Genomic DNA, 25,771 nt, shown 5'->3' with positions numbered 1-25,771 from the left:
CGAATCGGACGCCGGCAAGCGGCCGGGCCGAATCGGACACGAGGGAGTTGGGTATGGCATTCGCGAGCGGCAAGAAGTGGGGACTCGAGCACGCGGTGTTCCTCGGCGCGACGGCGGCGACCGTCTACGGCGCCGTCATCGGCAGCGAGCGGATCCAGCAGGTCGCCAAGCCGCTCATCGCACCGGCCCTCGCGACCCGCGTGCTCCGCCGCCGCGACGACCTCGACACCGCGGACACCGCACTGCTCGTCGCCGGCCTCGCGGCCGCCACCGTCGGCGACGTCTTCATGATCGACCCCGACGTCGACAGCCGGCTGAAGCGCGGCGCCACCTCCTTCGGCGTCATGCAGGTGGCGTACTCGTCGCTCCTCACCCGCCGCGGCGCGCGGCCCCGCCTCGCGGCGGCCCTGCCGCGGCTGGGGGCGTGGGCGGGGGCGTCGGGTCTGCTGCACGCCAAGGCGCCGACGGTCGCGAAGACGCTGACCGGGTACGGTGCGCTGCTCGGGACCACCGCGACGCTCGCGGCCGACCCGGCGCTCGCGCCCGGCGCGGCCGAGGTCGCCGGGCTGCCGATGCCGAACCGCCGCGACCGACGCAGCTGGCTCGGTCTGGGCGGGCTGCTGTTCACCGGATCGGACGGGACGATCGTGGTGCGCAAGCTGTTCCTGCGGGGGGAGAAGGCGCGCGCCGTGGCGGAGGGCGCCATCCTGGCGTCGTACGCCGCCGCGCAGCTGTTGCTGGTCGAGGGGATGATCGCGCTGGGAGGCGTCGCGAAGACGCGGAACGACTAGGGGCAGATCAGGATTCGGTCGCGGTTGCGCGGGTCGACGCGGATGGAGATGGTCTCGCCGACGATGAACCGCGACCGATTCTCCGGCAGCACCTCGTACAGGACCCGGCCCGAGTACGACTCCGACCCCGGCACCGTGAGCGCGAGGTCGAGTTCGGTGAGTTCGCCGTTGTCGACCGTCCGCCGGATCGGCTGGGCGTCCCGGATCGTCGCCCATCCCTCGATTCCGTGCTTGGCGAGTTTGCGTTCGGCGCGGGTGGGTCGGTCGGCCCACATCATGCCGAGCCCGAGCACGGAACCATAGGCGGCGAGCAGCCCGCCGATCTGGTACGGGATGGTGGCCTCGGGGGTGTGCTCGATCAACCAGCCGAGCCAGATCGACAGAACGATGACGTAGCCGACGCTGATGAAGCAGACGGTGCGAACGATGCGGGGATGATTCATGGCCTTCTTCTTGTGACGCCCCCAGCCTAGTCGTCCCGCGCCCGGTCGGACGGCATCGCTCCGGGACCTCGATCGACCTGGGCGGCGATGGAAGTTCCCATCCAACGTCGCAGGTAGGCGCGCAGTTCGTCCTCGCTGCGCGGCGGGTCCCCGGGCGAGACGAAGAAGGATTGCATCGTCCGCAGCAGGTACTCGACGAGTTCGCGCAGGGCTGCCTCGTCGTAGCCGTGTCGCTCCCAGTCGACGTCGAAGCGGCGGATCATCGTCATGCCGAAGACCAGTGCCTCGTCCGAGGTGATTCCTTCGGTGTGGGAATGCGCCCCCGAGAGCATGATGCCCAGGTGCGGGGTGCGGCGCACGTCGTCGAGCGTGTAGATCACGCCCTCGACCAGCGCCTCGGCGGGATCTTCCAGTCCCCGGACATGCTGCGTCAGACGGTCGAGGAACGCGCCGACCGACGCGATCGCGGACGCGCGCATCAGCGCGTCCGCGCTGGGGAAGTAGCGGTACACCGTCTGTCGGATCACGCCGAGGGAGTCGGCGACGTCCGCGATGCTGACCGCCGTTCCGGTGCGCGCGATCGCCTCGACCGCGGCGGCGACGATGCGTCGCGCGGCCTCTTCGTCGTCGACCGGCGGCTTGCCGCCCCATCCGCGTCTGCGTGCCACGGGCGGACCGTACCAGCAGCGCGGCCGCTCTCCGCGCAGGTGGCGGCGATTTCGTCGAAACCAATCATACAAACGAAAACTCGATCGTATGATTGCCGCGATCGTGGCCCCTTCCTGCCCGGACGGCCCCGGACCGACGACGAACGAGGTAAGTGCGCATGACCGATCTCAAGCCCCGGAAGATGGACTTCGGGTTCGACGACGGGGACGTCCCGTTCCTGTGGAACCCTGACAACCCGGCATGGTCGAGCATGTCGAACGCGGTGTCGTTCCTGGCCATCGGCTTCGAGAAGATGATCGTGAAGCTGATCCTGCAGGCCAAGCCCCTCATCACCGACCCCGAGGTCGCGGAGGAGGCGGTCGCGTTCATGCGGCAGGAGGGGCATCACTCGACCGCGCATCGCCAGCACGTGAACGGGCTGATCCGCAGCTACCCTGGCCTGCAGAACACCCTCGACGCGGTGGTCGGCGAGTTCGACTTGCTGACCGAGCGCACCTCGATCAACTACCGGCTGGCGTACACCGCCGACCTCGAGGCCACGTTCACACCGGTCTTCAAGCTCATGCTCGACAACGAGGCGACGTTGTTCGCGCCCGGCGACGACCGGGTCGCGTCCCTGTTCCTGTGGCACTTCGTCGAGGAGGTCGAGCACCGCAGTTCCGCGCTGGTCATCTACAACTCCGTGGTCGGCAACGAGCTGTACCGGATGCGGATGGCGCCGTCGGTCTTCGCGCACGTGCTGAAGTCGATCCGGATCGCGTGCGCCGGCTTCAACCAGCACGTTCCGCTGTCCGAGCGGAAGGTCGACTCGCTGTCGATGTTCGCGCGGCACCGGGCCAAGCAGCGGGTGCTCACCGCGTTCGCGCCGTACCTGACCAAGGGGCCGATGCCGCGTGCGTTCGACGGTCTCCCGATCGGCGAGCAGCTCACCGCGCTGCGCGGGGCCGTCCGCTCCCAGATGCCCGGGCACAATCCCACCCACGAGAAGCTGCCGGTGCTCGCCGACGAGTGGTTCACCCGCTACGACGACGGCTACGACTGCACCCGCTGGTACTCGGCCGAGCCGGTGTCGTCGGGGGTGAACTGATGTCGGATCTGTGCACCCCCACCTTCGAGGACCTCGCCACCCGGCTCGGCTTCTCGTGCGAGGAGGCCGGCGGATTCTTCGAACTGCGCAGTCCGACGGCGCTGGAGAACTGGACCCTGCCGGTCCTCGAGCTCACCATCGTGCTCGGCTCGGTGCTCGCGCTCGTGTACGCGATCCTGCGTCTGCGTCGGCACGGCGACCCCACCAACCTCGTGCTGTGGTTCGGCGCCACCGCGTTCCTGTTCGTGATCGAACCGCCCATCTACTTCCCGGCGACGTTCGGCACCGAGGAATACCTGGGCACGATGTTCGCGCACAACGTGTTCACCGTGGATTTCCTGTGGGGTCGTCTCCCGCTGTACATCATCGCGATCTACCCGCTGATGGCGACGCTGGCGTTCGGGATCGTCCGCATGCTCGGCGTGTTCCGGCGCTACGGGGTATTCCTCGGCGCGGTGTGCGTCGGCTTCGTCCACCACGCGTTCTACGAGATCTTCGACCAGCTCGGGCCGCAGTTGCGGTGGTGGGAGTGGACGCTCGACAACAAGGTCAACCAGCCGTTCTTCGACTCGGTGCCGCTGCCGAGTGTCGTGGTGTTCGCCGCGCTGTGGCCGATGTCGTTGGCGCTGTGCGTCCAGTTCTTCGTCGGACGTCACGTGGACGGGGGGCGCCACTTCTCCGGGTTCGAATTGGTCTGGCGCACCGTCGTGGTCGGGCTCACGGCGTCGGTCGGTGTGTTCGTTCTACCGCTCCCGGCGACGGTCCTCGGCATGGGCAGCGACACGGCCCGAGGATTCCTCTATGCGGCCGAACTCGTCGCCGTCACGGTGGTCGCGATCCCGCTCCTGGTCAAGCAGTGGTCCCGGCTGCGTGCGGGAACGTCCGACGTTCCGGCCTACTCGGACGACTTCGTCCGCTACTTCGGCGTGGTGTACCTGGCCGTGATGGCGGTGCTGTGGGCGAGCGCGCTGCCCGCCTTCCTCTCCGCCGCGGACGGGGTCACCGACAACGGTGATCCGATCGGCAATCTCTGGTACACGATCGCCTGCTTCGCGGTCGCGATCCTGTCGGTGGCCGCCACCTTCACCGTGCCGCGGGGACCGGAGGAGGGCCGCGAGCCGGTGTCCGGTGATCGTGCGGCAACCAACTCGGCCTGACGCCGTCTCGCCGAATGCCGCCGTCTGGATCGCCCGGCGCCTAGCCTGACCGACATGGCGCTGAGACCCGGATCCACTGTGTTCATCACCGGCGCGGCCGCGGGAATCGGCCGTGAGACCGCTCTGGCATTCGCCGCCCGCGGCTGTGTCGTCGGCGCCTACGACATCGAGGAGGAAGGCCTCGAGACGCTGCGCGAGGAGATCGTCGCCCGCGGCGGACGGGTCCGGACCGGCCTGCTCGACGTCACCGATCTCGGCCGATGGGAGGCCCGGTTGGCGGAGTTCACCGCCGGCGGCGGCCGACTCGACGTCCTGGTCAACAACGCCGGCGTGCTGTCGTCCGGGCGCTTCGAGGACATCCCGGCCGACGCCCACCGAAGGATGCTCGACATCAATGTGGGCGGCACCATCAACGGTCTGCTCGCGGCGTTCCCCTACCTGAAGGAGACGCCGGGGGCGCAGGTGGTGAACCTGGGGTCGGCGTCGGCGATCTACGGCCAACCGGAACTCGCGACGTACGGCGCCACCAAGTTCGCGGTGCGCGGACTCACCGAGGCGCTCGATCTCGAATGGAGCGTGCACGACATCCGGGTGATCGACATGTGGCCGCTGTTCGTGCGCACCGGGATGGTCCGGGGCATGTCGACCGGCAGCACCCGGTCGCTCGGTATCCGTCTCACCGCGCAGGACGTGGCGGCCGCGATCGTCGCGGCGACCGGGCACCGGGGCCGCATCCCGAAGGTGCACTTACCGGTGGGGGTGCAGGCGCGGGTGCTCGCGACGGTCGCAGGCGTCACCCCGGCGTGGCTCGCGCGAACCACGAACCGGCTGCTCAGCCGCAGCGGCAGGCGTGCCCCATAGGCTTCGGCAGTGGAGAAGACTGCAACCGTCGCCGCATTGCGGAGTGACTTCTATCCGCTGCTCAGGCGGGAAGGCTTCGTCAGACGAGGCGATGTCGCGCGCCGGGTGTCACATCCTGTGGCGCACGTCGTCGAGGTTGTCCACTCCGCCCGATCCCGTGAGTTCACGGTCCGACTCGGCGTACACCTCGCGATGCTCGGGGGACTTCTTCGGCCACCACATCGACCTCACCAAGATCCGTGAGCCCGACTGCGCGTGGACCGCGTCCATCGTCCCGGGATTCGTCAACGATCACACGAACGGCTGGCCCTATCTGGAAACCGCAGAGGCGACGGCCGAGCAGATCGACTTCCTCGTCTCGGAATGGCCGCGTCAGTCCGGCACGTTCTCGCCGACAAGGCCCTCCCGGACGTCCCCGAGCGCGCTACCTTGCTCCGCGCAGACCTCGACGCGATCAGTCGTGACCCCAGTACAGCGATCCCGATACTGACGTGACTTCCCACGCCCCAGGATTCGGCAGAGTCTGCGGCGACTAGAGTGCACACGTCGACCTGTCGACGTGTGATGTGGAGGAATGGGCTGTGGTGTCGGGACCGATGGACGACGTCGCCGATGTGGAGGACGCGGACGCCGTCGACGCCCCCGGACCCACCGAGTGGGGCGAGCACCCGTACGGCGCCGGGCCGTGGGCCGAGGAGCACGGCACGCCGCTGCCCGACGATCCCCGCTACGACCCGCAGCTCCTGGCGGAGGGGGACCGTCGCAACGTCGTCGACGCGTACCGCTACTGGACGCGCGAGGCGATCGTCGCCGACATCGACAGCCGCCGGCACCCGCTGCACGTCGCGATCGAGAACTTCGGCCACGACTCGAACATCGGCACGGTGGTGCGGACCGCGAACGCGTTCGCGGCGGCCGCGGTGCACATCGTGGGCCGGCGTCGATGGAACCGCCGCGGCGCCATGGTCACCGACCGCTACCAGCACCTGATGCACCACGCCGATCTCGACGAGCTCGCGGCGTTCGCGCGGGAGAATGCGCTGACGGTCGTCGCCGTCGACAACACGCCGGGGTCGGTCCCGATCGAGACCGTGGACCTGCCGCGCGACTGCCTCCTGCTGTTCGGGCAGGAGGGCCCGGGTGTGACCGAGCAGGGGCACGCGGTCGCGTCGATGACGGTGTCCATCGCCCAGTTCGGGTCCACCCGCAGCATCAACGCCGGTGTCGCGGCGGGGATCGCGATGCACGCGTGGGTGCGGCAACACGCCGATCTCGGCCGCGCCTGGTAGCGGAAGCACTCGCACCCAGGCAAGATCGGTAGGCATGCAGCGCGAATGGTCTGCCCGAGCGGATGCCGCCGAGAACGCGGTCATCACTCGGCACATTCGCCGCGTCTGGGGGGCGCCCGGCACTGCTCTGGCAGTTGTCGCCTGGCCCGCGGTGCGGCGGGAACGGGTGTTCCTGAACTGGCACTACTGGTGGCAGGCGAATCTCATCAACTGCACCGTCGACGCCGCCGAACGCAATCCCACCGCGAAACGGCGTCGCCGGCTCGTGAAACTCATTCGCGGCCATCGGTTCCGGAACATCTCGGGCTGGACCAACAGCTACTACGACGACATGGCATGGCTCGGTCTGGCTCTCGAGCGGGCCCAGCGGATGCAGCTGATCGGTAACCGTAAGGCGCTCGCGGCGCTCGAGGCCCAGCTGTTCGATGCGTGGTCGCCGGAGTCCGGTGGCGGCATCCCGTGGCGCAAGCACTCCGACTTCTTCAACACCCCTGCCAACGGCCCGGCCGGTCTCGTGCTGGCACGGATCGGGCGACTGTGGCGCGCACAGGCGATGGCGGACTGGATCGACGACACCCTCCGCGACCCGGACACCGGCCTCATCTTCGACGGCATCCGGCGGGACGGGACCATCGAGCGCAACATCTACTCGTACTGCCAGGGCGTCGTGCTCGCGCTCGAGACGGAACTTGCGGTCCGGATCGGTGACGAGCGGCATCGTCTGCGGGTCCATCGCCTGGTCGATGCCGTCGACGAGCGCCTCGCGAAGGGCGGCGTGATCCGCGGTGGCGGTGGCGGCGACGGCGGATTGTTCAACGGTCTGCTCGCCCGGCACCTCGCCCTCGTCGCGTTGATGCTGCCCGGCGACGCCCCGGAGGACGTCCGGGCGCGGCGGATCGCGGCGCAGCTGGTGCTCGGCTCGGCCGAGGCGGCGTGGGAGAACCGGCTGCAGGTCGAGGAGCTGCCGCTGTTCGGGCGGGACTGGAGCCTGCCGGCGCAGCTTCCGGGACTGGGCGGGGAGATCGCGACCGTCTCGGGAGGGTCGGTGCGCCCGTCCGAGATCGCCGAGCGGGACCTGTCGGTCCAGCTCAGCGGCTGGTGGCTGATGGAGTCGGCCTACCTGGTGTCGGCGGCGGGCTATCCGAAACGTCGGTGACGCGCGGTCAGTCGACGACCTCGTCGACGAGCATGTCCTGCGCCGGCCGCGCCATCTCGCGGCGGTAGCTCCGCATGCCCAGCAGCGTCCCGACCAGCAGCGCCGTCACCATGACCCCGAGCACGACGGGCAGCAGCCACGGCACGCGCTCGAGCAGTGAGCCGCAGTAGAAGCCGACGAGCAGCAGGACGGGCGCCCACACCACGGCGCCGACGGTGCTCGCGATCGTGAACCGGCGGTGGTTCATCTCCGCGGCACCGGCGACCATCGGACACAGCGTGCGGACCCACGGAATCCAGCGCGCCATGAGGACCGCCCAGAACCCGTGCCGGTCGAGCAGGACGTTGACCTTGTGGAGGTTCTCGGTGTTGACGTACTTGCCGTTGCGGCGGGCGACGAGGTGGTGCCCGCCGCGCTTGCCGATGGCGTAACCGACCTGGTTTCCCACGACGGCCGCGCCCATCGCGCCCGCGGAGAGCGCCCAGATGTGCCCCGGACCCGCCCCGTGGGCGGCCATCACGATCCCCGCGGTGACGAGCATCGAATCGCCGGGCAGGAACAGCCCGATGATCAGCGCGCACTCGAGGAACACGAAGGTGAGTACGACCAGCCACACCAGCGCGGGACCGGCGGACTCGAGTGGTCCGAAGGTGCCGGCCGCGAGGGTCATCGTCACACGGTCGGGTCGTGGGGCGTGGTGACCGGTTCGGCGTTGTCCGCGTTCGCGGTTCCGCTCGCCTTACGCGAGCTGAGGTACCGCTTGCCGACCTCGACGATGATCGGGATCACCGACACCAGGACGATGAGGATGAAGATCAGGTCGATGTTGTCGGCGATGAACTGGATCTGGCCGAGGAAGTAGCCGAGCAGCGTCACGCCGGCACCCCACACGATGCCGCCGATGATGTTGTAGGTGATGAAGACGGAGTACTTCATCTTCGACGCGCCCGCGACCAGTGGCGCGTACGTGCGCACGATCGGCACGAAGCGGGCCAGGAAGATCGTGATGGGGCCGTGCTTCGCGAAGAACGCCTGGGATTCGTCGATGTAGCTCTTCTTGAAGAGCTTGGCGTCGTCCGACTTGAACAGCGACGCACCACCCTTCGCGCCGATGAAGTAACCCACCTGGTCGCCGAGGACCGCGGCGATCGGGATGGTCACCATCAGCACCCAGAGCGGGGCGAACGGCTCGACCTCCGCGGACTTGGACGCCGCGATCAGACCGGCGGTGAACAGCAGCGAATCGCCCGGCAGGAGCGGGAACAACAGACCCGACTCGATGAAGACGACGACGAGGAGTCCGATCAGCATCCACGCGCCGAAAGAATTCAGCAGGTTGACTGGATCGAGAAATCCCGGCAGCAATGCCAGATTCGTGGTCACGGACTCCGAGGCTGCCAGCACATTCACGCGCACCAGAGTACCGGCGACTGCTGAGAGCCTGCTGAGTCCACCGGGTCCGGTGAGCCGACACCGAGCCGACACCAGGGGAGGCGGTGGCGCGTCCGGGTTGCCATACTGCATAGACAACCTGCGCGCCGCGACAGTCGGCCGCGCCCCGAACCCGTCACATGGAGGACAGCCGCCGTGCCTATCGCAACTCCCGAGGTCTACGCCGAGATGCTCGGTCGGGCCAAGGAGCACTCCTTCGCCTTCCCCGCCATCAACTGCACGTCGTCGGAGACGATCAACGCCGCGATCAAGGGTTTCGCGGACGCCGGCAGTGACGGCATCATCCAGTTCTCGACCGGCGGCGCGGAGTTCGGCTCGGGCCTGGGCGTCAAGGACATGGTGACCGGTGCGGTCGCGCTCGCCGAGTTCGCGCACGTCGTCGCCGCCAAGTACGACGTCACGATCGCGCTGCACACCGACCACTGCCCCAAGGACAAGCTGGACACCTTCGTCCGCCCGCTGCTGAAGATTTCGCGCGACCGTGTTGATGCCGGCCGGAACCCGCTGTTCCAGTCGCACATGTGGGACGGCTCGGCCGTGCCGATCGACGAGAACCTCGCGATCGCGCAGGAGCTGCTGAAGCTGTCGAAGGCCGCGAACATCATCCTCGAGGTCGAGATCGGCGTCGTCGGCGGTGAAGAGGACGGCGTCGAGGCCGAGATCAACGACAAGCTGTACACGTCGCGCGAGGACTTCGAGAAGACCGTCGACGCGCTCGGTGTCGGCGAGAACGGCAAGTACCTGCTGGCCGCGACGTTCGGCAACGTCCACGGCGTGTACAAGCCGGGCAACGTCGTCCTCAAGCCCGAGGTGCTCAAGGAGGGCCAGGAGGCCGCGACCGCCAAGCTCGGTCTGGCTGCCGGCTCCCAGCCGTTCGACTTCGTCTTCCACGGTGGTTCGGGCTCGCTGAAGTCGGAGATCGAGGACTCGCTGCGCTACGGCGTCGTCAAGATGAACGTCGACACCGACACGCAGTACGCGTTCTCGCGTCCGATCGCCGGCCACTTCTTCACCAACTACGACGGCGTCCTGAAGGTCGACGGCGAGGTCGGCAACAAGAAGGTCTACGACCCGCGCAGCTACCTCAAGAAGGCCGAGGCGGGCATGACCGCTCGCGTCATCGAGGCCTGCAACGACCTCAAGTCCGCGGGCCGCTCGGTCTCCGCCGGCTAGGCGAGGTCCGGCGAGGGTTTCCCTCACACGCACTCACGTTTTGCGCACTTGCCGCTGCGTCTCCCTATCCGGGGACAGCGGTAAGTGCGCAAAACGCGTTTCGGGGGCTAGTCGGGGTTGCACACCTTCCAGTCGCCGTCGATGCGCGACAGGTCGAACGTGCGCGGCGAGGCGTCCGACGGGTTCGCCTGCGTGTGCGCGGTGACCTGGGCGATCGCCGAGTCCCCGTCGATCTGGACGGCGTCGATGCTCGTGACGACGGGGACGCTGCCGTGAGTGACGGCGTCGCGGTGGACGTCGGCGAACTCGGCCGGCGGGATGTCGCGGTAGAAGTCGGCGAGGGTGCCGCACGTCGACGACTGGAGTGTCGTCAGGTCGCCCGACTCCAGGGCGGTCACGAACGAGTCGACGGCGTCGCGTACCTGCCGCTCGGCTGCGTTCTCGGCTCCGCCCCGGGCGATGACGAAGCCGGCGACACCGAGCGCCGCCAGGACACCGACCACCGCGACGGTCGACGCGATCACCCAGCCGCGCTTGGCGCCGCGCCGACCACCCGACTCGGTGGCCGGGGCGGCCGGTGCGATGCGCTGTGGACCGGCGGCGGTCGGCGTGGGACGGGGCTGGTTGTCGTCGGTGTCGGGCACGTGACGCCTCTCGGTGCGGGAGCGTGATCAACTCGTGGGCAGCCTATCGGCCCCTGCACGACGTCGGGCACCGTGGACGTAACCTGGACGGCATGACGTCTTTCGGTGATCTTCTCGGCCCGCAGCCCACCCTGCTTCCCGGTGACGACGAGGCGGAGTCGGCCCTGCTGAACCATGAGGACCCGGCGAAGGTCGCCGCCGAGCACCCCACCGCGTCGATCGCGTGGGCGTACCTGGCGGAGGCGGCGCTCGAGCAGGGGCAGACCATCACGGCGTACGCGTACGCCCGCACCGGTTACCACCGCGGTCTCGACCAGCTGCGCCGCAACGGATGGAAGGGCTTCGGCGCCGTCCCGTACAGCCACGAGCCCAACCGCGGCTTCCTGCGCTGCGTCGCGGTGCTCGCCAAGGCTGCCCAGGCGATCGGCGAGAACGACGAGTACGCGCGCTGCCTGGACCTGCTCGAGGACAGCGACCCGCGGGCCGCCGAAGCACTTGGTCTCGGCTAGCCGCTTCGTTCCACGACCGGCCGCGGGCCGGGACCGGGTCGCGGCGGGCATCCACCGCCTGAAGGTTTCGGCGCTGCCGGTGCTGCAGTGTGGTCTGGCGGCCGGCATCGCATGGTTCGTCGCGACGACGGTCGTCGGCCACCCCCGCCCGTTCTTCGCGCCCATCGCGGCGGTGGTCTCGCTCGGGCTGTCGCTGGGCGCCCGGCTGCGTCGCTCGGTGGAGCTGGTGTGCGGCGTGACCGTCGGCATCGGCGTCGGTGATCTGCTGATCTCCGTGATCGGCACCGGCGCCTGGCAGATCACGCTGGTCGTCACGTTGGCGATGGGGACGGCCGTCCTGATCGGTTCGGGGCCCATCTTCTCGATGCAGGCCGGCACGTCGGCGGTGCTGGTGGCGACGCTGCTGCCACCCGGGGACGCGGCCGGGTTCGAGCGGATGGTCGACGCGCTCGTCGGTGGTCTCGTCGGGATCGCGGTCGTCGCGATCGTCCCGACCCACCCCGTGCGCCGGGCCCGGCGTGACGCCGCCGGGATCCTCGCGACCGCGGGCGAGGTGCTGCAACTCGTGGCCGACGGGCTCATCGAGAACGATCCCAAGCCGATCGAGAAGGCGCTGCGCAAGGCGCGCGCGACGCAGTCGGCCATCGATTCCCTGCGCAGCAACCTCTCGGGCGGCAAGGAGATCAGCCGGATCTCGCCGCTGTACTGGGGCAGCCGTGCCCGGCTTGCCCGGCTCACCGCGACGGCCGATCCGATCGACAACGCGATGCGCAACATCCGCGTGCTGTCGCGCCGATCGCTCTCGCTGGTGCGGGACGACGAGATCCTCGATCCGCGCCTGGTCGACCAGATCGAGAAGCTCTCGCATGCGCTGGACGTGCTGCGGCGGATGATTCTCGCCGAACCGGGGCAGCAGCCGGATCAGGCCGAGGCGGCCCGGGTGCTGCGCACGGTCTCGTCCGGGATGAAGCCCGAATTGGTCGAGAGCGCCGGCATCTCCGCGACGGTCGTGTTCGCGCAGATTCGTTCCCTGATCGTGGATCTGTTGCAGGTCGCGGGGCTCGGTCGGATCTCGGCGATCGCGACGCTGCCCCCGACGGTTCCCAAGCCCGCCTACCGGCCCGACCTCTGATCACCTTTTCATATATGCGAATGTATGCATATGATGGGCCCGATCTACGAGGAGGGTGATCATGGGAGCAGGTCACGGGCACAGCCACGGCAACACTGCGAGCGCCGGCGGCGCCGGTCCGTCGCACGCGCGGATCCGGAAGATGGTGATCGCGCTCGGCATCCTGCTCGCGTTCCTGGTCCTCGAGGTGGTCGTCGGCCTGGCCATCGGATCCCTCGCGCTGCTCGCGGACGCCGGGCACATGCTCACCGACGTCGTCGGCATGTCGATGGGCCTCGTCGCGCTGCTGCTGGCCAAGCAGGGATCCAAGGCCGCCGCCCGCACCTTCGGCTGGCACCGCGCCGAGGTCCTGACCGCGATGGCCAACGCGGTCCTGCTGCTCGGTGTCGCCGCGTTCGTCATGTACGAGGCGATCGGCCGGATCGGCGACGCGCCCGAGATCCCCGGCCTCCCGCTGATGGCCACCGCGCTCGCCGGCCTTGCCGCCAACATCGTCGTGATGCTGATGCTGCGGGCCGACGCCAAGGACTCCATCGCGGTTCGCGGCGCCTACCTCGAGGTGCTGGCCGACGCCGTCGGGAGCGTCGGCGTGCTCTTCGCCGGTGCCGCCCTGGTCCTGTTCGATTGGACGTACGCCGACGTCGTCGTCGGTGTGCTGATCTCGCTGTGGGTGGTGCCCCGGGCGCTCAAGCTGGCCGGGTCGGCGCTGCGCATCCTCACGCAGGCCTCGCCGGCCAACGTCGACGTCGACGCCGTCCGCGCCGATCTGTCCGCGGTGCCCGGGGTGTCGGACGTGCACGACCTGCACGTGTGGACGCTGACCACCGGCATGGACGTCGCGACGGTCCACCTGACCATGGACAGCGAGGGCACCGACTCGCAGCAGGTGCTGGCGTCGGCCAAGACCGTGCTCGACGCGCACGGCCTGAGCCACGCCACCGTTCAGGTCGAGACCGGCGTCGAGGGCTCGCGGTGCCAGGAGGACCTCACGTGGTGAGGCACGCTCAGCGGTAGCCGTCGGTGTTCGCCGGCAGGTCGGGGTCCTGCACCTCGACGAGGTACCGCCAACAGTCGGGCCGGGAGCCGTCGACGTCGGTGACGCCGTACCGCTGCGCCAGTTGCCCGCTCGAGACGACCCGGCCGCTGAACTCGCCGGCATCCGGATCCCCGGCCAGCGCGGTCACCGCCCGCCCGACGAACGTCGGCGTCTCGGAGATCGCGAAGTGCGGCACCTTTTCGAGGGCGTCGCGCCAGTTGTCCTCGGTGACGCCGAAGGCGTCGAGCATGTTCTCCGACCGCAGCCAGCCCGGCGTCACCGCGACCGCCGCGCCGCCGTGCGGGGCCAGCTCGTACGCCTGCGCGGTGGTCATCCGCTGCACCGCCGCCTTGACGAGGTCGTAGTAGAAGCCGACCTGGTGCCGGTAGGCGACGTTGTATTCGGCGGTGCCGTCGGTCATCTCGACGACCAGTCCTCCCGGCCGGCGGATCAGCAGCGGCAGCGCGAAGTGACTCGTGATCACGTGGGTGTCGATCCCCATCCGTAGCATCCGCAGACCGCCGTCCAGGTCGTGCTCCCACAGCGTGGTGCCGAACTGGGCGTATCTGTCGCCGCCGAAGATGTCGTTGACCAGGATGTCGAGGCGGCCGCGGTCGGCGTCGATGCGGTCGATCAGGGCACGTACCTGATCGGGTTCGAGATGGTCGACGCGCAGCGCGACGCCGTTCCCGCCGGCGGCCGCGATGAGTTCGCCGGTCTCCTCGATGGTCTCGGGTCGGTCGATCTCGGACCGGCCGTCGACCCGGCTGCTGCGTCCCGTCGCGTAGACGGTGGCGCCCGCGCGTGCCAGTTCGACGGCGATGGCCCGGCCCGCGCCGCGTGTCGCGCCGGCGACCAGCGCGACCTTCCCGGTGAGATCCGGCGCGCTCATCGGCTGGTCCTCACGACGTCGGCGCCGGGGCGCCAGAGGTCGACGTGCAGGCGGTCGTCCGAGACGGTGGTGAGCACGACGTCGTCGATGCCTAGTTCGAAGATCTGTGCGTCGTTGCCGGGGTTCTCCGGATAGGAGTCGAGGATCGCTTGCTTCTCTTCGCCGGTCAGCTCGCGGGCCCGGCCGGAGATCTTGGCGTCGCCGCCCTCCATCGTGTGGTGGCCGGGATTCGAGTGCAGCGCGTACCGCGGATCTCGTTGCAGATCCCGGACCTTCCGCGCGCCGGGCATCGATCCGAGTACCAGCAGGCCGCGGAAGGTCTCGACCTCGGTGCCGCTCACGCGCGGCGAGCCGTCGGCGCGCAGCGTTGCCAGGACGTGGTGCTTGTGCGCGGTGAGCCGCGCGCGGACGGCGTCGGCCAGTGCCGGCGCCGCTTCGGTGAACTCCTGCCAGGTTGCCATGTCTTCAGTGTGCGGCCGCATCACTGACATCTAGTGTCAGTGATTTTCCGTAGGATCCGGACATGCGTTCGAGCCGGCTCCTCGACCTGATGCTGCGACTGCAGGGCGGCCCCGGCATGACGGCCACGCGTCTGGCCGACCGGTTGGGGGTCTCGGTGCGGACGATCTACCGGGACGTCGCCGCGCTGCAGGCGGCGGGCGTGCCGGTGTGGACCGAGAGCGGTCCGGGTGGTGGCATCCGCCTGCTCGACGGCTGGCAGTCCAAGCTCAGCGGCATGACCGGCGCGGAGACGTCGGCACTCATGCTGCTCGGTATCCCCGGGCTCGCCGACGACCTGGGCCTGGCCGACGTCACGGCGCGCGCGGAGTCGAAACTGCTGGGCGCGCTGCCGCTTCCGCTGCGGGCCGGTGCGTTGCTGTGGCGTGAGCGCCTGCACATCGACGCTCCGGGCTGGTTCGCGAAGCCGTCGGACACAGGCGAGTTGGCGTCGGTGGCGGCGGCGGTGCTCGAGGGCCGACGGCTGCGGATCCGCTACCGTCGGGGTGCGCGGGAGACGTCGCGCACCCTCGATCCGCTCGGCCTGGTCGCGAAGGCCGGAACCTGGTATCTCGTTGCGCGGCACCGGGACCGGACGCTGTCGTACCGGGTCTCGCGAATCGAGACCGCGCGCGTCCTGGACGAGCCGGCCCGGCGTCCGGACTCGTTCGACCTGGCCTCCTGGTGGGCCGCGTCGACGGCGGAGTTCGATCGCTCGCTGCTGCGCTTCCCGTGCCGGGTGCGGCTGTCGACGTACGCGTGGCGGCGGCTGCCGTCGGTGGTGGGGGAGGAGGCCGCGAAGGTGACACCGACCTCGATCGACGAACAGGGTTGGGTGACGGTCGATCTGATGCTCGAGGCCGAGGAGGTGGCGCTCGATCAGTTCTGCGCGCTGGGGCCGGGCATCGAGGTCCTGGAACCGTCGTCGTTGCGGGTCGCGCTGCGGGAGTCGGCGCTGCGGGTGGCGCGACTCAACGGGTGATCCCCGACCGGCGCTCGGGTCGGGTCATCCCGCGGTATGACGTCCGGTCGTCGAAACATCGCCCGCCGAGTGGATGTCGTGCACACCCCCGCGGTGGTGAACTCGTACCGTGCGTGAACAGGTCTTGTATTCGTTGCTCGTGGGGATCGCGGTGTCGTCCGCGATCTCGCTGCCGCTCGTGGTGTGGCACTACCGGCGGTTCGGGCGGGTGTCGGCGTCGCGGATGGTGCTCGTCGGCGCCGCGGTCACCTACGGTGCGGGCGTCGTCGCGTTCACGATGTTCCCGCTGCCGGATCTCACTCCGGCCTGGTGCGATGCGTTCGCCGCGAGCGATCCGGTGCTGCGTCCCTTGACGTTCGTCTCGGACATCCGCCGCGACACCGCGGGCATGAGCCTGGTCGCGACCCTCACCAGCACCGCCGTGATGCAGGTGGTGCTCAACGTGGTGCTGTTCGTGCCGTTCGGGGTCCTCGGACGGGTCCTGTTCGAGTGGTCGCGCACCGTGACCGTGGTGGCCGCGGCGGTGGTGTCGCTGGGGATCGAGCTCACGCAGTACACGGCGGTGTGGGGGATCTTCCCGTGCGCGTATCGGATCGCCGACGTGGACGACCTGATGCTCAACATCACCGGCGCCGCGCTCGGTGTCGTGGTGGCCGGGGTGGCTGTGCGACTGGTCCCCAGCCGTGAGCGGCTGGCGGCGGGGCGGAGCGTCCCGCGGCCGGTGACGGTGTGGCGCCGCTGGATCGGCATGATCGTCGACGTCGCCGCCGTGGGTTTCGCGTACGCGTCGACGGTGGTCGCGGTGCATGTCGTGCTCGACCTCCTGGGCGCGCGGTCCGACGGTTTCGTGGTCGGCAATCTCGCCGGCGTCCTGGTCTCGGGTGCGGTTGTGGTCGTGCCCGCGCTGATCGGGTCGGGCGCGTCGTTCGGGCAGCGGGCGGTGTGGCTGGAGCCGCGGTGGACGACCCCTCCCGGGGTTGCGCGGCGGCTGGCCCGCGCGCTCGCGGTTCCCGGGACGTGTGCGGTGCTGGTCGTGGTCGGCGCCGCACCATTGGCGGTGCTGTGGCTGTGGGCGGCCGGCGTATCCGTTCTGTTCACCGGGGACCGTCGTGGGCTGTCGGGCGTGTTGACCGGATCCGAAATCGTCGATGCACGAACGCCATCGGAGCGCGCCGCGACCGCTGCGGAGAAATCCGCTGTCCCCTCCGAGCATGCTTCTCTACGATCGCGCCATGGCTGATCCGCATCCCCACGTGTACTACCGCGACCGCATCGTCCCCGCGCACGAGGCGACGCTCGGCGTCGCGACGTCCGCCGTGCTGTACGGCCTGAGCGTGTACACGGTGTTCCCGGTCCACGTCGACGGCGGCACGCGCACGGCGTTCCGGCTGGCGGACCACTACCGCCGGCTCGTGGAGTCGTGCAAGATCATCGGCATCGACCGATTGGCCGACGAGTGGAGTTTCGATCGGTTCGTCTCGGCCGCAACCGAACTCGTGGACGCGAACGCGCCCGGTTCCGACGTCTTCGTGCGGGCCACCGTGCACGTCGACGAGTCGATCCCCGGGACCCGCGTCCGCGGCCTCCGCACCGCCGTGTCGATGTTCGTCTACGACGCGGTACCGATCGTCCCGCAGGACGGCATGCGGCTGAAGACCAGCACGTGGCGCCGCATCCCCGACTTCGCGATCCCGTCGCGGGCCAAGGTCAACGGCGCGTACGTCAACTCGGTACTGGCCAAGCAGGATGCGATCGACGCCGGCTACGACGACGCGATCTTCCTGGACGGCGCCGGGCACGTGTGCGAGTTGAGTGCCGCGAACATCTTCCTGGTGCGCGGCGGCGCACTGATCACCCCCGACGCGTCGTGCGACATCCTCGACGGCATCAATCGGCGCACACTGCTCACCCTCGCCGGGGAGGAAGGCATCCCGGTCGTCGAGCGGGCCGTGGACCTCACCGAGCTGTACATCGCCGACGAGGTATTCGTCACCGGCACGTCGGCGGGCGTCGCACCGGTGACGGAGGTCGACGGCCGGGTGGTCGGCGACGGGACACAGGGCCCGATATGCGAGGTTCTCCGTAAGCGGCACGCGTCTGCGCTGCGGTCCGACGAACTGCACGGCTGGGTCACCGACCTGGGGTGACGCAGATCGGGTAGTGAACTACCTACGCCCCCACGTAGCCGCCTACCTAGCGTTGAGGACATGGCCAGCGCACAGGTGACGAGCATGTCGACGAGACACGAGACCGACCGTCAACCGGACGTCGACATCGAGCAACTCCGTGGTGAGATCGACCGCCTGGATGGACAGATCCTCGCGGCGATCCAGCGGCGTACCGAGCTCTCCCGCCTGATCGGTGAGGTACGCATGCTCGGCGGCGGCACTCGTTTGGTGCACACCCGAGAAATGAGGGTGCTGTCGCGTTTCGACGACCTGGGGCCGGAGGGGCACACGCTTGCGTTGTTGCTGCTCAGGCTCGGGCGGGGGCGTCTAGGCCATACCATGTGATCGGTCGGCCCCGGCTGCACGACACGGCACCGGTCGGGGCCGGCGCGGTCACTTTTCGGTGCTCAGCGCCAGAACTGCATGAGGTAGTTGCCGAACGCCGCGTAGACGTCGGGGACGCCGGAGAGCCCGAAGATCCAGTAGATCGTGTCGAAGAACGCGGCGTTGATCTGCGGCACGAACAGCAGCGCGATCAGCAGCAGCAGCCCGTACGGCTTGATCTTGTCGAGTGATGCGCGCGTACTCGCCGTCAGGTGCGGCTCCAGCGCGCCGTAACCGTCGAGGCCGGGGACCGGAAGCAGATTCAAAATCGTGGCCATCACCTGCAGGAACGCCAGGAAGCTCAGGCCGTACCAGAACACCCGGTGGTCGCCCTCGACCCCGAACAGCCGGATCACCACGAGCAGGATCACGGCGGCGAGCGCGTTGACGGCGGGTCCGGCGAGCGCGACACGCGTCTGTACGCGCGGCGGCATCGCCCAGGTCCGCAGGTACACGGCCCCGCCCGGCAGGCCGATGCCACCGAGCGCGAGGAACAGCACGGGCAGCCCGATCGAGAGCAACGGTTGGGTGTACTTGCGCGGATCGAGCGTCAGGTATCCGCGGAGGACGACGTCGTGGTCTCCGTTCCGCCACGCCACTACTGCGTGCGCGAATTCGTGCAGGCACAGGGTGACGACCCAGCCCGCGACCACGAGCAGGAACACCCCGATCCGGCCCGACGTGGCCTCGCCGGTGGACCGCCACGCGAGCACCCCGCCCAGCACGGCGATCGCCACGATGCCGAGGAACACGGGGCTCGGCCGGACGGCCGACGCCCGGGTGCGCGAATCCGGATACATGAGTCCAGTATCCAGGCGTACCGGATTCAGGCCCCGTAGACGAGAAGCCAGTCCTGGTCGTGGCGGTAGAACGTGGAGCGCTTGACCGCGCGCGGCGTCCGGACGCCGTCACGGGTCAGAACGGCCGAGGGCGCACCGAGTTGGACCGCGCGGCCGGTCAGCCACCGATGGCCACCGAACCAGCGGCGCTTGTCGACGGTGGCACGCAGTCCCGGAAGTTCGGGAATCGGCACGATGCGCATGCCGGGAACCGTGCCCGAGAACAGGCGGTCGTTGTCGACGTACGCCTCACCGGTCAGTTCGCCCGCGTGCTCGGACCCGTAGATGCGGGCCTCGCCGACGAGGGCGATGCCGGCGTCGTCGCGGATCAGCGGCATCGGTCGGGCGACGCCCGAGACGGCGATCGCGGCGGCCTTGGAGCCGGTTCGGAGCCCGTACGCGTGGGTGGCGTCGGTTCGCTCCTCGGGGACGTACGCGAGTTCGATGTGCAGTCGTTCGGTGCGCATCAGCCGGGTCAGTGCGGCCGCGAACGCGGCGTCGTCGCCGACGACCACGAGCCGCGGCTTCTCGACGGTCTCGAGCTTGGCGAATGCCTCGTCGAAGTCGTCCTTCTCGGGGAGTGCGGGGACGTTGAAGAGGTCGAGCGACCGCAGCGCCAGCGGCAACGGGGCATCGCCGCACTTGAGCACTATCGGGGTCATGACACTCCTTGCTGATATCCGACGCTGCTGATCTCCGACGATCACGCTCGTCGCCACGCCATGCCACGGCACGGCGACATGAGCGCCGTCGCACGCAAGGGCAGTTCGATGTCTACCCGAACCCGGGTCGGCGTCGCAAACGGTCGACCGGTCGGATGTCCGTTTCGGGCGGGTTCGGAGGGCTGGGCGGCTGGACGACGGTCGGGCTCGGCTAGACTGTGCCTCCGGCCACTGCCTACACCACGGCAGGACCATGCAGTCGGATACGACTGCACGTCGACCGTAGGAGACAGGGACATGCCGGCAATCGTCCTCATCGGTGCCCAGTGGGGCGACGAAGGTAAGGGCAAAGCTACCGATCTACTGGGCGGAAGCCTGCAGTGGGTCGTTCGGTACCAGGGCGGCAACAACGCCGGACACACGGTGGTCCTGCCGAACGGTGACAAGTTTGCGCTGCACCTGATCCCGTCGGGCATCCTCACGCCCGGTGTCAAGAACGTGATCGGCAACGGTGTCGTGGTGGACCCGGGCGTGCTGCTCGACGAGCTGGCGGGCCTGGAGGCGCGGGACGTCGACACGACGGGCCTGCTGATCTCGGCCGACGCGCACCTGATCATGCCGTACCACGTGGCCATCGACAAGGTCACCGAACGCTTCCTGGGCGCCAAGAAGATCGGCACCACGGGTCGCGGCATCGGCCCCTGCTACCAGGACAAGATCGCGCGTGTCGGCGTCCGCGTGGCCGACGTCCTGGACGAGAAGATCCTCACCCAGAAGGTCGAGGCCGCCCTGGAGTTCAAGAACCAGGTGCTCGTCAAGATCTACAACCGCAAGGCCCTCGACCCGCAGCAGGTCGTCGACGAGGTGCTCACGCAGGCGGCGGGTTTCAAGCACCGCATCTCCGACACACGCCTCGAGCTCAACCTGGCGCTCGAGCGCGGCGAGACCGTCCTGCTCGAGGGTTCCCAGGGCACGTTGCTCGACGTCGACCACGGCACGTACCCGTACGTGACGTCGTCCAACCCGACGTCCGGCGGCGCCGCGGTCGGTTCGGGCATCGGCCCCACCAAGATCACGACGGTGCTCGGCATCCTCAAGGCCTACACCACCCGCGTCGGCTCGGGCCCGTTCCCGACGGAGCTGTTCGACAACCACGGCGAGTACCTGGCCAAGCAGGGCGGCGAGGTGGGCGTCACCACTGGTCGTGCCCGCCGCACCGGCTGGTTCGACGCCGTCATCGCCCGCTACGCGACCCGCGTCAACGGCATCACCGACTACTTCCTCACCAAGCTGGACGTGCTGTCGAGCCTGGACACCATCCCGATCTGCGTCGCCTACGAGGTGGACGGGGTGCGTGTCGACGAGATGCCGATGACGCAGACCGACATCCACCACGCCAAGCCGATCTACGAGGAGATGCCGGGCTGGTGGGAGGACATCTCGCACTGCCGCACGTTCGAGGAACTGCCGGTCAACGCGCAGAACTACGTGCTGCGGCTCGAGGAGCTGTCGGGCGCGTTCATGTCGTGCATCGGCGTCGGCCCGGGCCGTGACGAGACCATCGTCCGCCGCGACATCCTGGCCTGAGCCACCCGCAGTGTGACCGAATGTCACATGCGTTCAGTTCGACTGAACGCATGTGACATTCGGCGTTTCGGGGTCCCGTCAGTACCGGCCGAGCCACGGCCAGGCGGCATGACGGCCGGACTCGACGATCGGCAGCATGGCGAAGCAGGCGTCGGTCGGGCTCCCGAACGTGAATCGGTTCGATCCGTCGCCGGTACGCCCGACCGGATCGAAGGTGTGCACCGGAACATGCTCGGGGACAACGTCACCGGGAACATGTGGTGCCGAATCGGCTGCCCGCGCATCGGTCAGGATCACGACGCGGTCGTGACCGTCGAAGTACTCCGCGGCCGCCGACGCGGTGTTCGTGCCGCCGCGGACGTGTCCGGTCGTGTTCCAGCGGCCGACCGCACCCAGCAGGGATTCGCCCGGGCGCATCGGGAACAGCACTCCACCGGCCGTGCCGGTCGTGACGACGTCGGCGCGTTCGGCGCGGCGCGCGAGCGCGAGACCGAAGACAGTGGCCGTCGGCTCTGCCGTGTCGACGAGCACCAGGGTTCGCCCGGACAGTCGCGGGACACGGTCGAGCGACCACTCGACGGCCCGATCGAGGGCCGCGGACCAACGCGGGGACTCCACCGACTCGAGGGCGGAGAAGAAGCGCAGCGGCAGCTGGCGTGATCGGGCCACCTGCTCCGGATCCTGCAGCCGGTCGGCCACTTTCGCTGCCACAGCGTCCGAGACCCCGGTGTCGTCGAAGTTGCGGAGGTTGTTGAGCAGCCCCAGGTATCCCATCCGGGGGATGAGGGCTTCCCACGAGTGCCGGTCCAGGGGCGCCTGCAGCCAGTCCGCCACCGACTCCCACGTCATCGCCGCCGGTCCGAGGCGCGCGACGCCGTCGGGAGCGGTGAGTAGGAGCGGGCGTTCGGGCACCGGCACCGCCATCAGGTCGGCGCGCGCTCGCACCGACTCGAGACTCGGGGGAATCGGTCTGTCCCGCCTGTGCCGACGGTCCAGCGCGTGCTCGAACAGGTCGCCCTGACGTTCGGACCGCGGTGACGGGTGCACCAGGTCGAGGACGTCACCGAACCGATAGTCGAGGGACGGGGTGTCGTACTTGAGCAGCGCCCGCTCGGTGTACAGCCGCGCGACCGCGTCCGCCACGCCGCGCTTGATCGGTTGGGCGAGCTTGCGCCCGTAGGTGGCGCGCCAGTAGGCGAGCATCTCGCCCGGTTCGTCCGCGCGTTGCAGGACGCTGCTCACGACCTGACGGCTGTACCCGTGCTCGCCCGCGTCGAGCCGGGCACGGGTGAACTCGGCGGCGCCGACGAGGGCTGCCCAGCGCATCTTCGCGTCGGTCCGCAGCCAGCGGAGGAATCCGGCGGTCCACTCGGGGTCGCTGACGGCGAGCTGTCGGACGAGGCGGCGGTAGCGGTCGTCGCGAGCCCCACCGTGAACCAGGCTCGTGACGGCCAGCAGGAACAGTTCGGTCCTGGCGTCGCGTGCGCAGCCGGATCCGTGCTCGTCGGTGCGCTCACCGGGTGCCACCTCGGTCTGCAACCGAGCGAACCCCTGTGGTTGTGCGGTCTCCGTGTCGAACCTGCTCATCTCGTCCCCCCTCGGCAGGAAGGCGAATTCCGCACCGCGGCACCGGGATCGGAAGGCTCTACCGTCGAGTCGCACCCCACCCCGAGGGGAGGACAGAGGGCAGGGAACCCGCCGCCTCGTCGTTCGAAGGAGCCGCCGTCCGCGCATCGGCGCCGCGCTGAGAAGTGCCTTCCGAGTTCACTGACCCAGCCGGATGTTCGTCCAGGAGAACCACCCGTCTGCTCCGCACCGGAAGTGCTCGCTCAATGTAGAGGAGCCCCCGGCGATCCTCAGGCGAATCGAGCAGATTGCCCCGAAATCCGAAAGCGCCAGGGACGTCCAGTCCGGCGGCCGGGCGGGCGACGTTACGATCGGCCGCATGGCCATTCTGTATGCCGCGCAGTTGTCGCCCACCAAGCCCGAACTGATCGCGGACTGGCTGCCGCGGGCGCCCTATTGTGCGGGCGCGCCGGCGGCGGTGGACCGGGTCGGTGCGTACCGGTTCGACGACCCCGCTGGAGAGGTCGGCATCGAGACGCATCTGGTGCGCGACGCCGACGGCGAGATCTGTCAGGTTCCGCTGACCTACCGTTCGGCGCCACTCGACGCGGCCACGCTGGTCGGCGAGATGGAGCACTCGGTGCTCGGGCGCCGCTACGTCTACGACGCGACCACCGACCCCGTCTACGTGCAGCAACTGTTGGCGACGATCTACAACGGCGGCTGTGAGGTAGAACAGTTCGTCCACGTCGACGGCGGCGAACCGCAGCGGATCGAGAACACCGCGCGCGCTCGCGGGAGTGGGGTGACCGGCGTCGAGACGCCGGCCGTCACCGACGTTCGTGCGGTCGCGGACGGCACCGACACCGTGATCGCGGCCGGTGGGGTGACCGTCGTCTTACACCACCGTCCACTCGAGGGCGAGCCGCCCGGAGCCGTCCTCCGTGGTGAATGGGACGGTGGCCGAGGCGTTCTCGCCTCGATGCGCTGAACGGCCGAATGTCACACACGTTCGGTTGAACTGAACGCATGTGACATTCGGCCGAAGAGGGAATCAGTGCCCGCGGGCGATCCACTCCTCGAGGTGCGGTGCCTCGGTGCCCAGGGCGGTGTCGTCGCCGTGGCCGGTGTGGACGCGGGTCTCGGCCGGCAGCGCGAACAGCTTGTCGCGGATCGACCCGATGATCGTCGGGAAGTCCGAGAACGAGCGCCCGGTGGCGCCCGGGCCACCCGAGAAGAGGGTGTCGCCGGAGAACAGCTCACCCGCCTCGGGCAGGTACAGGCAGGTCGAGCCGGGGGAGTGGCCCGGGGTGTGGATGGCCTGGATGTCGGTGCCCGCCACCGAGATCCGCTGACCGTCCTCGAGCGCCTGGTGGCGGACGCCCGGGTGGGTCATCTGCCACAGCACGTCGTCGGCCGGGTTCAGGTAGATCGGGGCGTCCAGCTTCTCGGACAGCTCCGGTGCGACGGTGACGTGGTCGTTGTGGCCGTGCGTGCACACGATGCCGACCACCTTGCGGCCGCCGACGGCGTCGATGATCGGCTGCGCGGTGTGCGCGGCGTCGATCACCAGGACCTCGTCGTCGTCACCGACGAGCCAGATGTTGTTGTCGACGTCCCACGTGCCGCCGTCGAGCTCGAACGTGCCCGACGTGACGACCCGGTCGACTCTGAGGGCCCCGCTCACAGGACCACCACCGAGCGCAGCACCTCGCCGCGGTGCATGGTCTCGAACGCCTGCTCGACGTCCTCGAGCTTGATGCGCTCGGTCACGAACTTCTCGAGCGGCAGCCGGCCCTGCTGGTACAGGTCGACGAGCATCGGGAAGTCGCGCTCGGGCAGGCAGTCGCCGTACCACGACGACTTGAGCGAGCCACCGCGCGAGAAGAAGTCGACCAGCGGCATCTCCAGGGTCATGTCCGGGGTGGGGACGCCGACGAGGACCACGGTGCCGGCGAGGTCGCGGGCGTAGAACGCCTGCTTCCACGTCTCCGGGCGGCCCACGGCGTCGACCACGACGTCGGTGCCGAAGCCGTCGGTGAGCTCCTGGATCGCCTCGACGACGTCCTCGACCTTCGATGCGTCGATGGTGTGGGTGGCGCCCAGGTCGACGGCCCACTCGAGCTTCTTGGGGTCCCGGTCGATGGCGATGATCTTGTTGGCGCCGGCCAGGCGCGAGCCCATGATCGCGGCGTCGCCGACGCCGCCGCAGCCGATGACTGCGACCGAGTCGCCGCGGGTGACGTTGCCGGTGTTCATCGCGGCGCCCATGCCGGCCATGACGCCGCAGCCGAGCAGTCCGACGACGGCGGGATCGGCGGTGGGGTCGACCTTGGTGCACTGGCCGGCGGCGACCAGGGTCTTGTCGGCGAACGCGCCGATGCCCAGGGCAGGGGTCAGTTCGGTGCCGTCCTCGAGCGTCATCTTCTGCTTGGCGTTGTGGGTGTCGAAGCAGTACTGCGGGCGACCCCGCTTGCAGGCGCGGCACTTTCCGCACACCGCGCGCCAGTTGAGGACGACGAAGTCGCCGACCTCGACGGTGTCCACGCCCTCGCCGACGGCCTCGACGATGCCCGCGGCCTCGTGGCCCAGGAGGAACGGGAACTCGTCGTTGATGCCGCCGTCACGGTAGGTGAGGTCGGTGTGGCAGACGCCGCAGGCCGCGATCGCGACGACGGCCTCGCCCGGGCCCGGATCGGGGATGTTGATGGTGACCAGTTCGACGGGGGCGTCCTTCGAGCGGGCGATGACGCCCCGTACCTGCTGCGGCATGGTTTCTCCACTCCAATTCGGT

The 25,771-nt window shown here is 69.2% G+C and carries 28 protein-coding genes; 16 read left to right on the top strand and 12 right to left on the bottom strand.

From position 1 onward, the window contains the following. Positions 1–53 precede the first annotated feature (53 nt). A complete protein-coding gene (locus ABTV10_RS21245) occupies positions 54–791 on the top strand; it encodes a lysoplasmalogenase family protein (RefSeq protein WP_499030120.1) in 738 nt (245 codons plus the stop codon). Here the strand turns inward: ABTV10_RS21245 and ABTV10_RS21240 are convergent. Together ABTV10_RS21240 and ABTV10_RS21235 are read right to left on the bottom strand one after the other, a co-directional pair. Further along, on the bottom strand, positions 788–1,234 hold the full coding sequence (locus tag ABTV10_RS21240) for a hypothetical protein (RefSeq protein WP_499030118.1): 447 nt from the start codon (positions 1,232–1,234) through the stop codon (positions 788–790). The genes ABTV10_RS21245 and ABTV10_RS21240 overlap by 4 nt on opposite strands. A 26-nt stretch (positions 1,235–1,260) precedes the next feature. Continuing rightward, positions 1,261–1,902, bottom strand: a complete 642-nt coding sequence (locus tag ABTV10_RS21235; RefSeq protein WP_499030116.1) for a TetR/AcrR family transcriptional regulator — start codon at positions 1,900–1,902, stop codon at positions 1,261–1,263. Between the two features lie 158 nt (positions 1,903–2,060). On the opposite strand from ABTV10_RS21235, the gene ABTV10_RS21230 reads away from it, so the two are divergent. From ABTV10_RS21230 to ABTV10_RS21210, 5 genes are all read left to right on the top strand, one after another. Continuing rightward, a complete protein-coding gene (locus tag ABTV10_RS21230; RefSeq protein WP_499030113.1) occupies positions 2,061–2,990 on the top strand; it encodes a metal-dependent hydrolase in 930 nt (309 codons plus the stop codon). Continuing rightward, positions 2,990–4,147 carry a hypothetical protein gene (locus tag ABTV10_RS21225; RefSeq protein WP_499030111.1) on the top strand — a complete coding sequence of 386 codons (1,158 nt, stop codon included), beginning with the start codon at positions 2,990–2,992 and terminating at the stop codon, positions 4,145–4,147. Before ABTV10_RS21230 ends, ABTV10_RS21225 begins: the two co-directional genes overlap by 1 nt. Before the next feature lie 54 nt (positions 4,148–4,201). Further along, the gene (locus ABTV10_RS21220; protein ID WP_499030109.1) at positions 4,202–5,008 is read left to right on the top strand and encodes an SDR family oxidoreductase; all 807 of its coding nucleotides are present in this window, start codon (positions 4,202–4,204) and stop codon (positions 5,006–5,008) included. Between the two features lie 581 nt (positions 5,009–5,589). After that, entirely contained in the window at positions 5,590–6,297 is a 708-nt protein-coding gene (locus tag ABTV10_RS21215) for a TrmH family RNA methyltransferase (protein WP_499030107.1), read from the top strand. A gap of 34 nt (positions 6,298–6,331) precedes the next feature. Next, a complete protein-coding gene (locus tag ABTV10_RS21210; protein ID WP_499030105.1) occupies positions 6,332–7,453 on the top strand; it encodes a glycoside hydrolase family 76 protein in 1,122 nt (373 codons plus the stop codon). Between the two features lie 7 nt (positions 7,454–7,460). On the opposite strand, the gene ABTV10_RS21205 is transcribed toward ABTV10_RS21210, so the two are convergent. After that, positions 7,461–8,123: a DedA family protein gene (locus ABTV10_RS21205; protein ID WP_499030103.1), complete on the bottom strand. Its 663-nt coding sequence runs from the start codon at positions 8,121–8,123 to the stop codon at positions 7,461–7,463. Positions 8,124–8,125: 2 nt separating this feature from the next. Then, a complete protein-coding gene (locus tag ABTV10_RS21200; RefSeq protein ID WP_499030101.1) occupies positions 8,126–8,863 on the bottom strand; it encodes a VTT domain-containing protein in 738 nt (245 codons plus the stop codon). A gap of 177 nt (positions 8,864–9,040) precedes the next feature. On the opposite strand from ABTV10_RS21200, the gene fbaA reads away from it, so the two are divergent. Beyond that, positions 9,041–10,078: a class II fructose-bisphosphate aldolase gene (gene fbaA, locus ABTV10_RS21195; RefSeq protein ID WP_499030099.1), complete on the top strand. Its 1,038-nt coding sequence runs from the start codon at positions 9,041–9,043 to the stop codon at positions 10,076–10,078. Positions 10,079–10,185: 107 nt separating this feature from the next. Here fbaA and ABTV10_RS21190 read toward each other — a convergent pair whose 3' ends face one another. Continuing rightward, the gene (locus ABTV10_RS21190; protein WP_499030096.1) at positions 10,186–10,722 is read right to left on the bottom strand and encodes an Rv0361 family membrane protein; all 537 of its coding nucleotides are present in this window, start codon (positions 10,720–10,722) and stop codon (positions 10,186–10,188) included. A 92-nt stretch (positions 10,723–10,814) separates the two neighbouring features. Between ABTV10_RS21190 and ABTV10_RS21185 the strand changes: the two genes are divergently transcribed. The 3 genes from ABTV10_RS21185 to ABTV10_RS21175 all read left to right on the top strand — a co-directional run bounded on the left by ABTV10_RS21185 (position 10,815) and on the right by ABTV10_RS21175 (position 13,360). Beyond that, complete coding sequence (locus ABTV10_RS21185; RefSeq protein WP_433607241.1) at positions 10,815–11,231, top strand: DUF3151 domain-containing protein; 417 nt, start codon at positions 10,815–10,817, stop codon at positions 11,229–11,231. Beyond that, on the top strand, positions 11,218–12,363 hold the full coding sequence (locus tag ABTV10_RS21180) for an FUSC family protein (RefSeq protein WP_499030093.1): 1,146 nt from the start codon (positions 11,218–11,220) through the stop codon (positions 12,361–12,363). The genes ABTV10_RS21185 and ABTV10_RS21180 overlap by 14 nt, the downstream gene beginning before the upstream one ends. A gap of 61 nt (positions 12,364–12,424) precedes the next feature. Continuing rightward, on the top strand, positions 12,425–13,360 hold the full coding sequence (locus ABTV10_RS21175; RefSeq protein ID WP_499030091.1) for a cation diffusion facilitator family transporter: 936 nt from the start codon (positions 12,425–12,427) through the stop codon (positions 13,358–13,360). 7 nt (positions 13,361–13,367) lie between these two features. Here ABTV10_RS21175 and ABTV10_RS21170 read toward each other — a convergent pair whose 3' ends face one another. Both ABTV10_RS21170 and ABTV10_RS21165 read right to left on the bottom strand, forming a co-directional pair. After that, a complete protein-coding gene (locus ABTV10_RS21170) occupies positions 13,368–14,291 on the bottom strand; it encodes an SDR family oxidoreductase (protein ID WP_499030088.1) in 924 nt (307 codons plus the stop codon). Further along, positions 14,288–14,752, bottom strand: coding sequence for a pyridoxamine 5'-phosphate oxidase family protein (locus ABTV10_RS21165; protein WP_499030086.1), 465 nt, complete (start codon positions 14,750–14,752; stop codon positions 14,288–14,290). Before ABTV10_RS21165 ends, ABTV10_RS21170 begins: the two co-directional genes overlap by 4 nt. Positions 14,753–14,814: 62 nt before the next feature. Here ABTV10_RS21165 and ABTV10_RS21160 point away from each other — a divergent pair, with 62 nt between their 5' ends. The 4 genes from ABTV10_RS21160 (at position 14,815) to ABTV10_RS21145 (ending at position 18,284) form a co-directional block, all read left to right on the top strand. After that, complete coding sequence (locus ABTV10_RS21160) at positions 14,815–15,771, top strand: helix-turn-helix transcriptional regulator (protein WP_499030083.1); 957 nt, start codon at positions 14,815–14,817, stop codon at positions 15,769–15,771. A 109-nt stretch (positions 15,772–15,880) separates the two neighbouring features. Beyond that, the gene (locus ABTV10_RS21155; RefSeq protein ID WP_499030081.1) at positions 15,881–17,011 is read left to right on the top strand and encodes a VanZ family protein; all 1,131 of its coding nucleotides are present in this window, start codon (positions 15,881–15,883) and stop codon (positions 17,009–17,011) included. After that, positions 17,004–17,918, top strand: coding sequence for an aminotransferase class IV (locus ABTV10_RS21150; protein WP_499030078.1), 915 nt, complete (start codon positions 17,004–17,006; stop codon positions 17,916–17,918). The genes ABTV10_RS21155 and ABTV10_RS21150 overlap by 8 nt, the downstream gene beginning before the upstream one ends. Positions 17,919–17,978: 60 nt before the next feature. Beyond that, positions 17,979–18,284 carry a chorismate mutase gene (locus ABTV10_RS21145; RefSeq protein ID WP_499030076.1) on the top strand — a complete coding sequence of 102 codons (306 nt, stop codon included), beginning with the start codon at positions 17,979–17,981 and terminating at the stop codon, positions 18,282–18,284. A gap of 62 nt (positions 18,285–18,346) precedes the next feature. Here the strand turns inward: ABTV10_RS21145 and ABTV10_RS21140 are convergent, their stop codons facing one another. Together ABTV10_RS21140 and ABTV10_RS21135 are read right to left on the bottom strand one after the other, a co-directional pair. Next, positions 18,347–19,123 (bottom strand): site-2 protease family protein, encoded by a 777-nt coding sequence (locus ABTV10_RS21140; RefSeq protein WP_499030074.1) that lies wholly within the window; start codon positions 19,121–19,123, stop codon positions 18,347–18,349. A gap of 26 nt (positions 19,124–19,149) precedes the next feature. Beyond that, on the bottom strand, positions 19,150–19,824 hold the full coding sequence (locus tag ABTV10_RS21135) for a hypothetical protein (protein WP_499030072.1): 675 nt from the start codon (positions 19,822–19,824) through the stop codon (positions 19,150–19,152). A 297-nt stretch (positions 19,825–20,121) separates the two neighbouring features. Here ABTV10_RS21135 and ABTV10_RS21130 point away from each other — a divergent pair, with 297 nt between their 5' ends. Beyond that, positions 20,122–21,411: an adenylosuccinate synthase gene (locus ABTV10_RS21130; protein ID WP_433607221.1), complete on the top strand. Its 1,290-nt coding sequence runs from the start codon at positions 20,122–20,124 to the stop codon at positions 21,409–21,411. A gap of 78 nt (positions 21,412–21,489) precedes the next feature. Here ABTV10_RS21130 and ABTV10_RS21125 read toward each other — a convergent pair whose 3' ends face one another. After that, positions 21,490–22,998 (bottom strand): TROVE domain-containing protein, encoded by a 1,509-nt coding sequence (locus ABTV10_RS21125; RefSeq protein WP_499030069.1) that lies wholly within the window; start codon positions 22,996–22,998, stop codon positions 21,490–21,492. Between the two features lie 358 nt (positions 22,999–23,356). Between ABTV10_RS21125 and ABTV10_RS21120 the strand changes: the two genes are divergently transcribed. After that, the gene (locus ABTV10_RS21120) at positions 23,357–23,968 is read left to right on the top strand and encodes a CG0192-related protein (protein WP_499030066.1); all 612 of its coding nucleotides are present in this window, start codon (positions 23,357–23,359) and stop codon (positions 23,966–23,968) included. 63 nt (positions 23,969–24,031) lie between these two features. On the opposite strand, the gene ABTV10_RS21115 is transcribed toward ABTV10_RS21120, so the two are convergent. Both ABTV10_RS21115 and ABTV10_RS21110 read right to left on the bottom strand, forming a co-directional pair. Next, positions 24,032–24,664, bottom strand: a complete 633-nt coding sequence (locus ABTV10_RS21115; RefSeq protein WP_499030064.1) for an MBL fold metallo-hydrolase — start codon at positions 24,662–24,664, stop codon at positions 24,032–24,034. Further along, positions 24,661–25,749 (bottom strand): S-(hydroxymethyl)mycothiol dehydrogenase, encoded by a 1,089-nt coding sequence (locus tag ABTV10_RS21110; RefSeq protein ID WP_499030061.1) that lies wholly within the window; start codon positions 25,747–25,749, stop codon positions 24,661–24,663. The genes ABTV10_RS21115 and ABTV10_RS21110 overlap by 4 nt, the downstream gene beginning before the upstream one ends. Positions 25,750–25,771: the final 22 nt, after the last annotated feature.

The organism is Paraburkholderia sp. RHO2 (assembly GCF_050955445.1).
Taxonomy (GTDB): Bacteria; Actinomycetota; Actinomycetes; order Mycobacteriales; family Mycobacteriaceae; genus Prescottella; species Prescottella agglutinans_A.
Note: the sequence above shows the minus strand (reverse complement) of the source record. Positions and strands in the feature narration are given on the sequence as shown.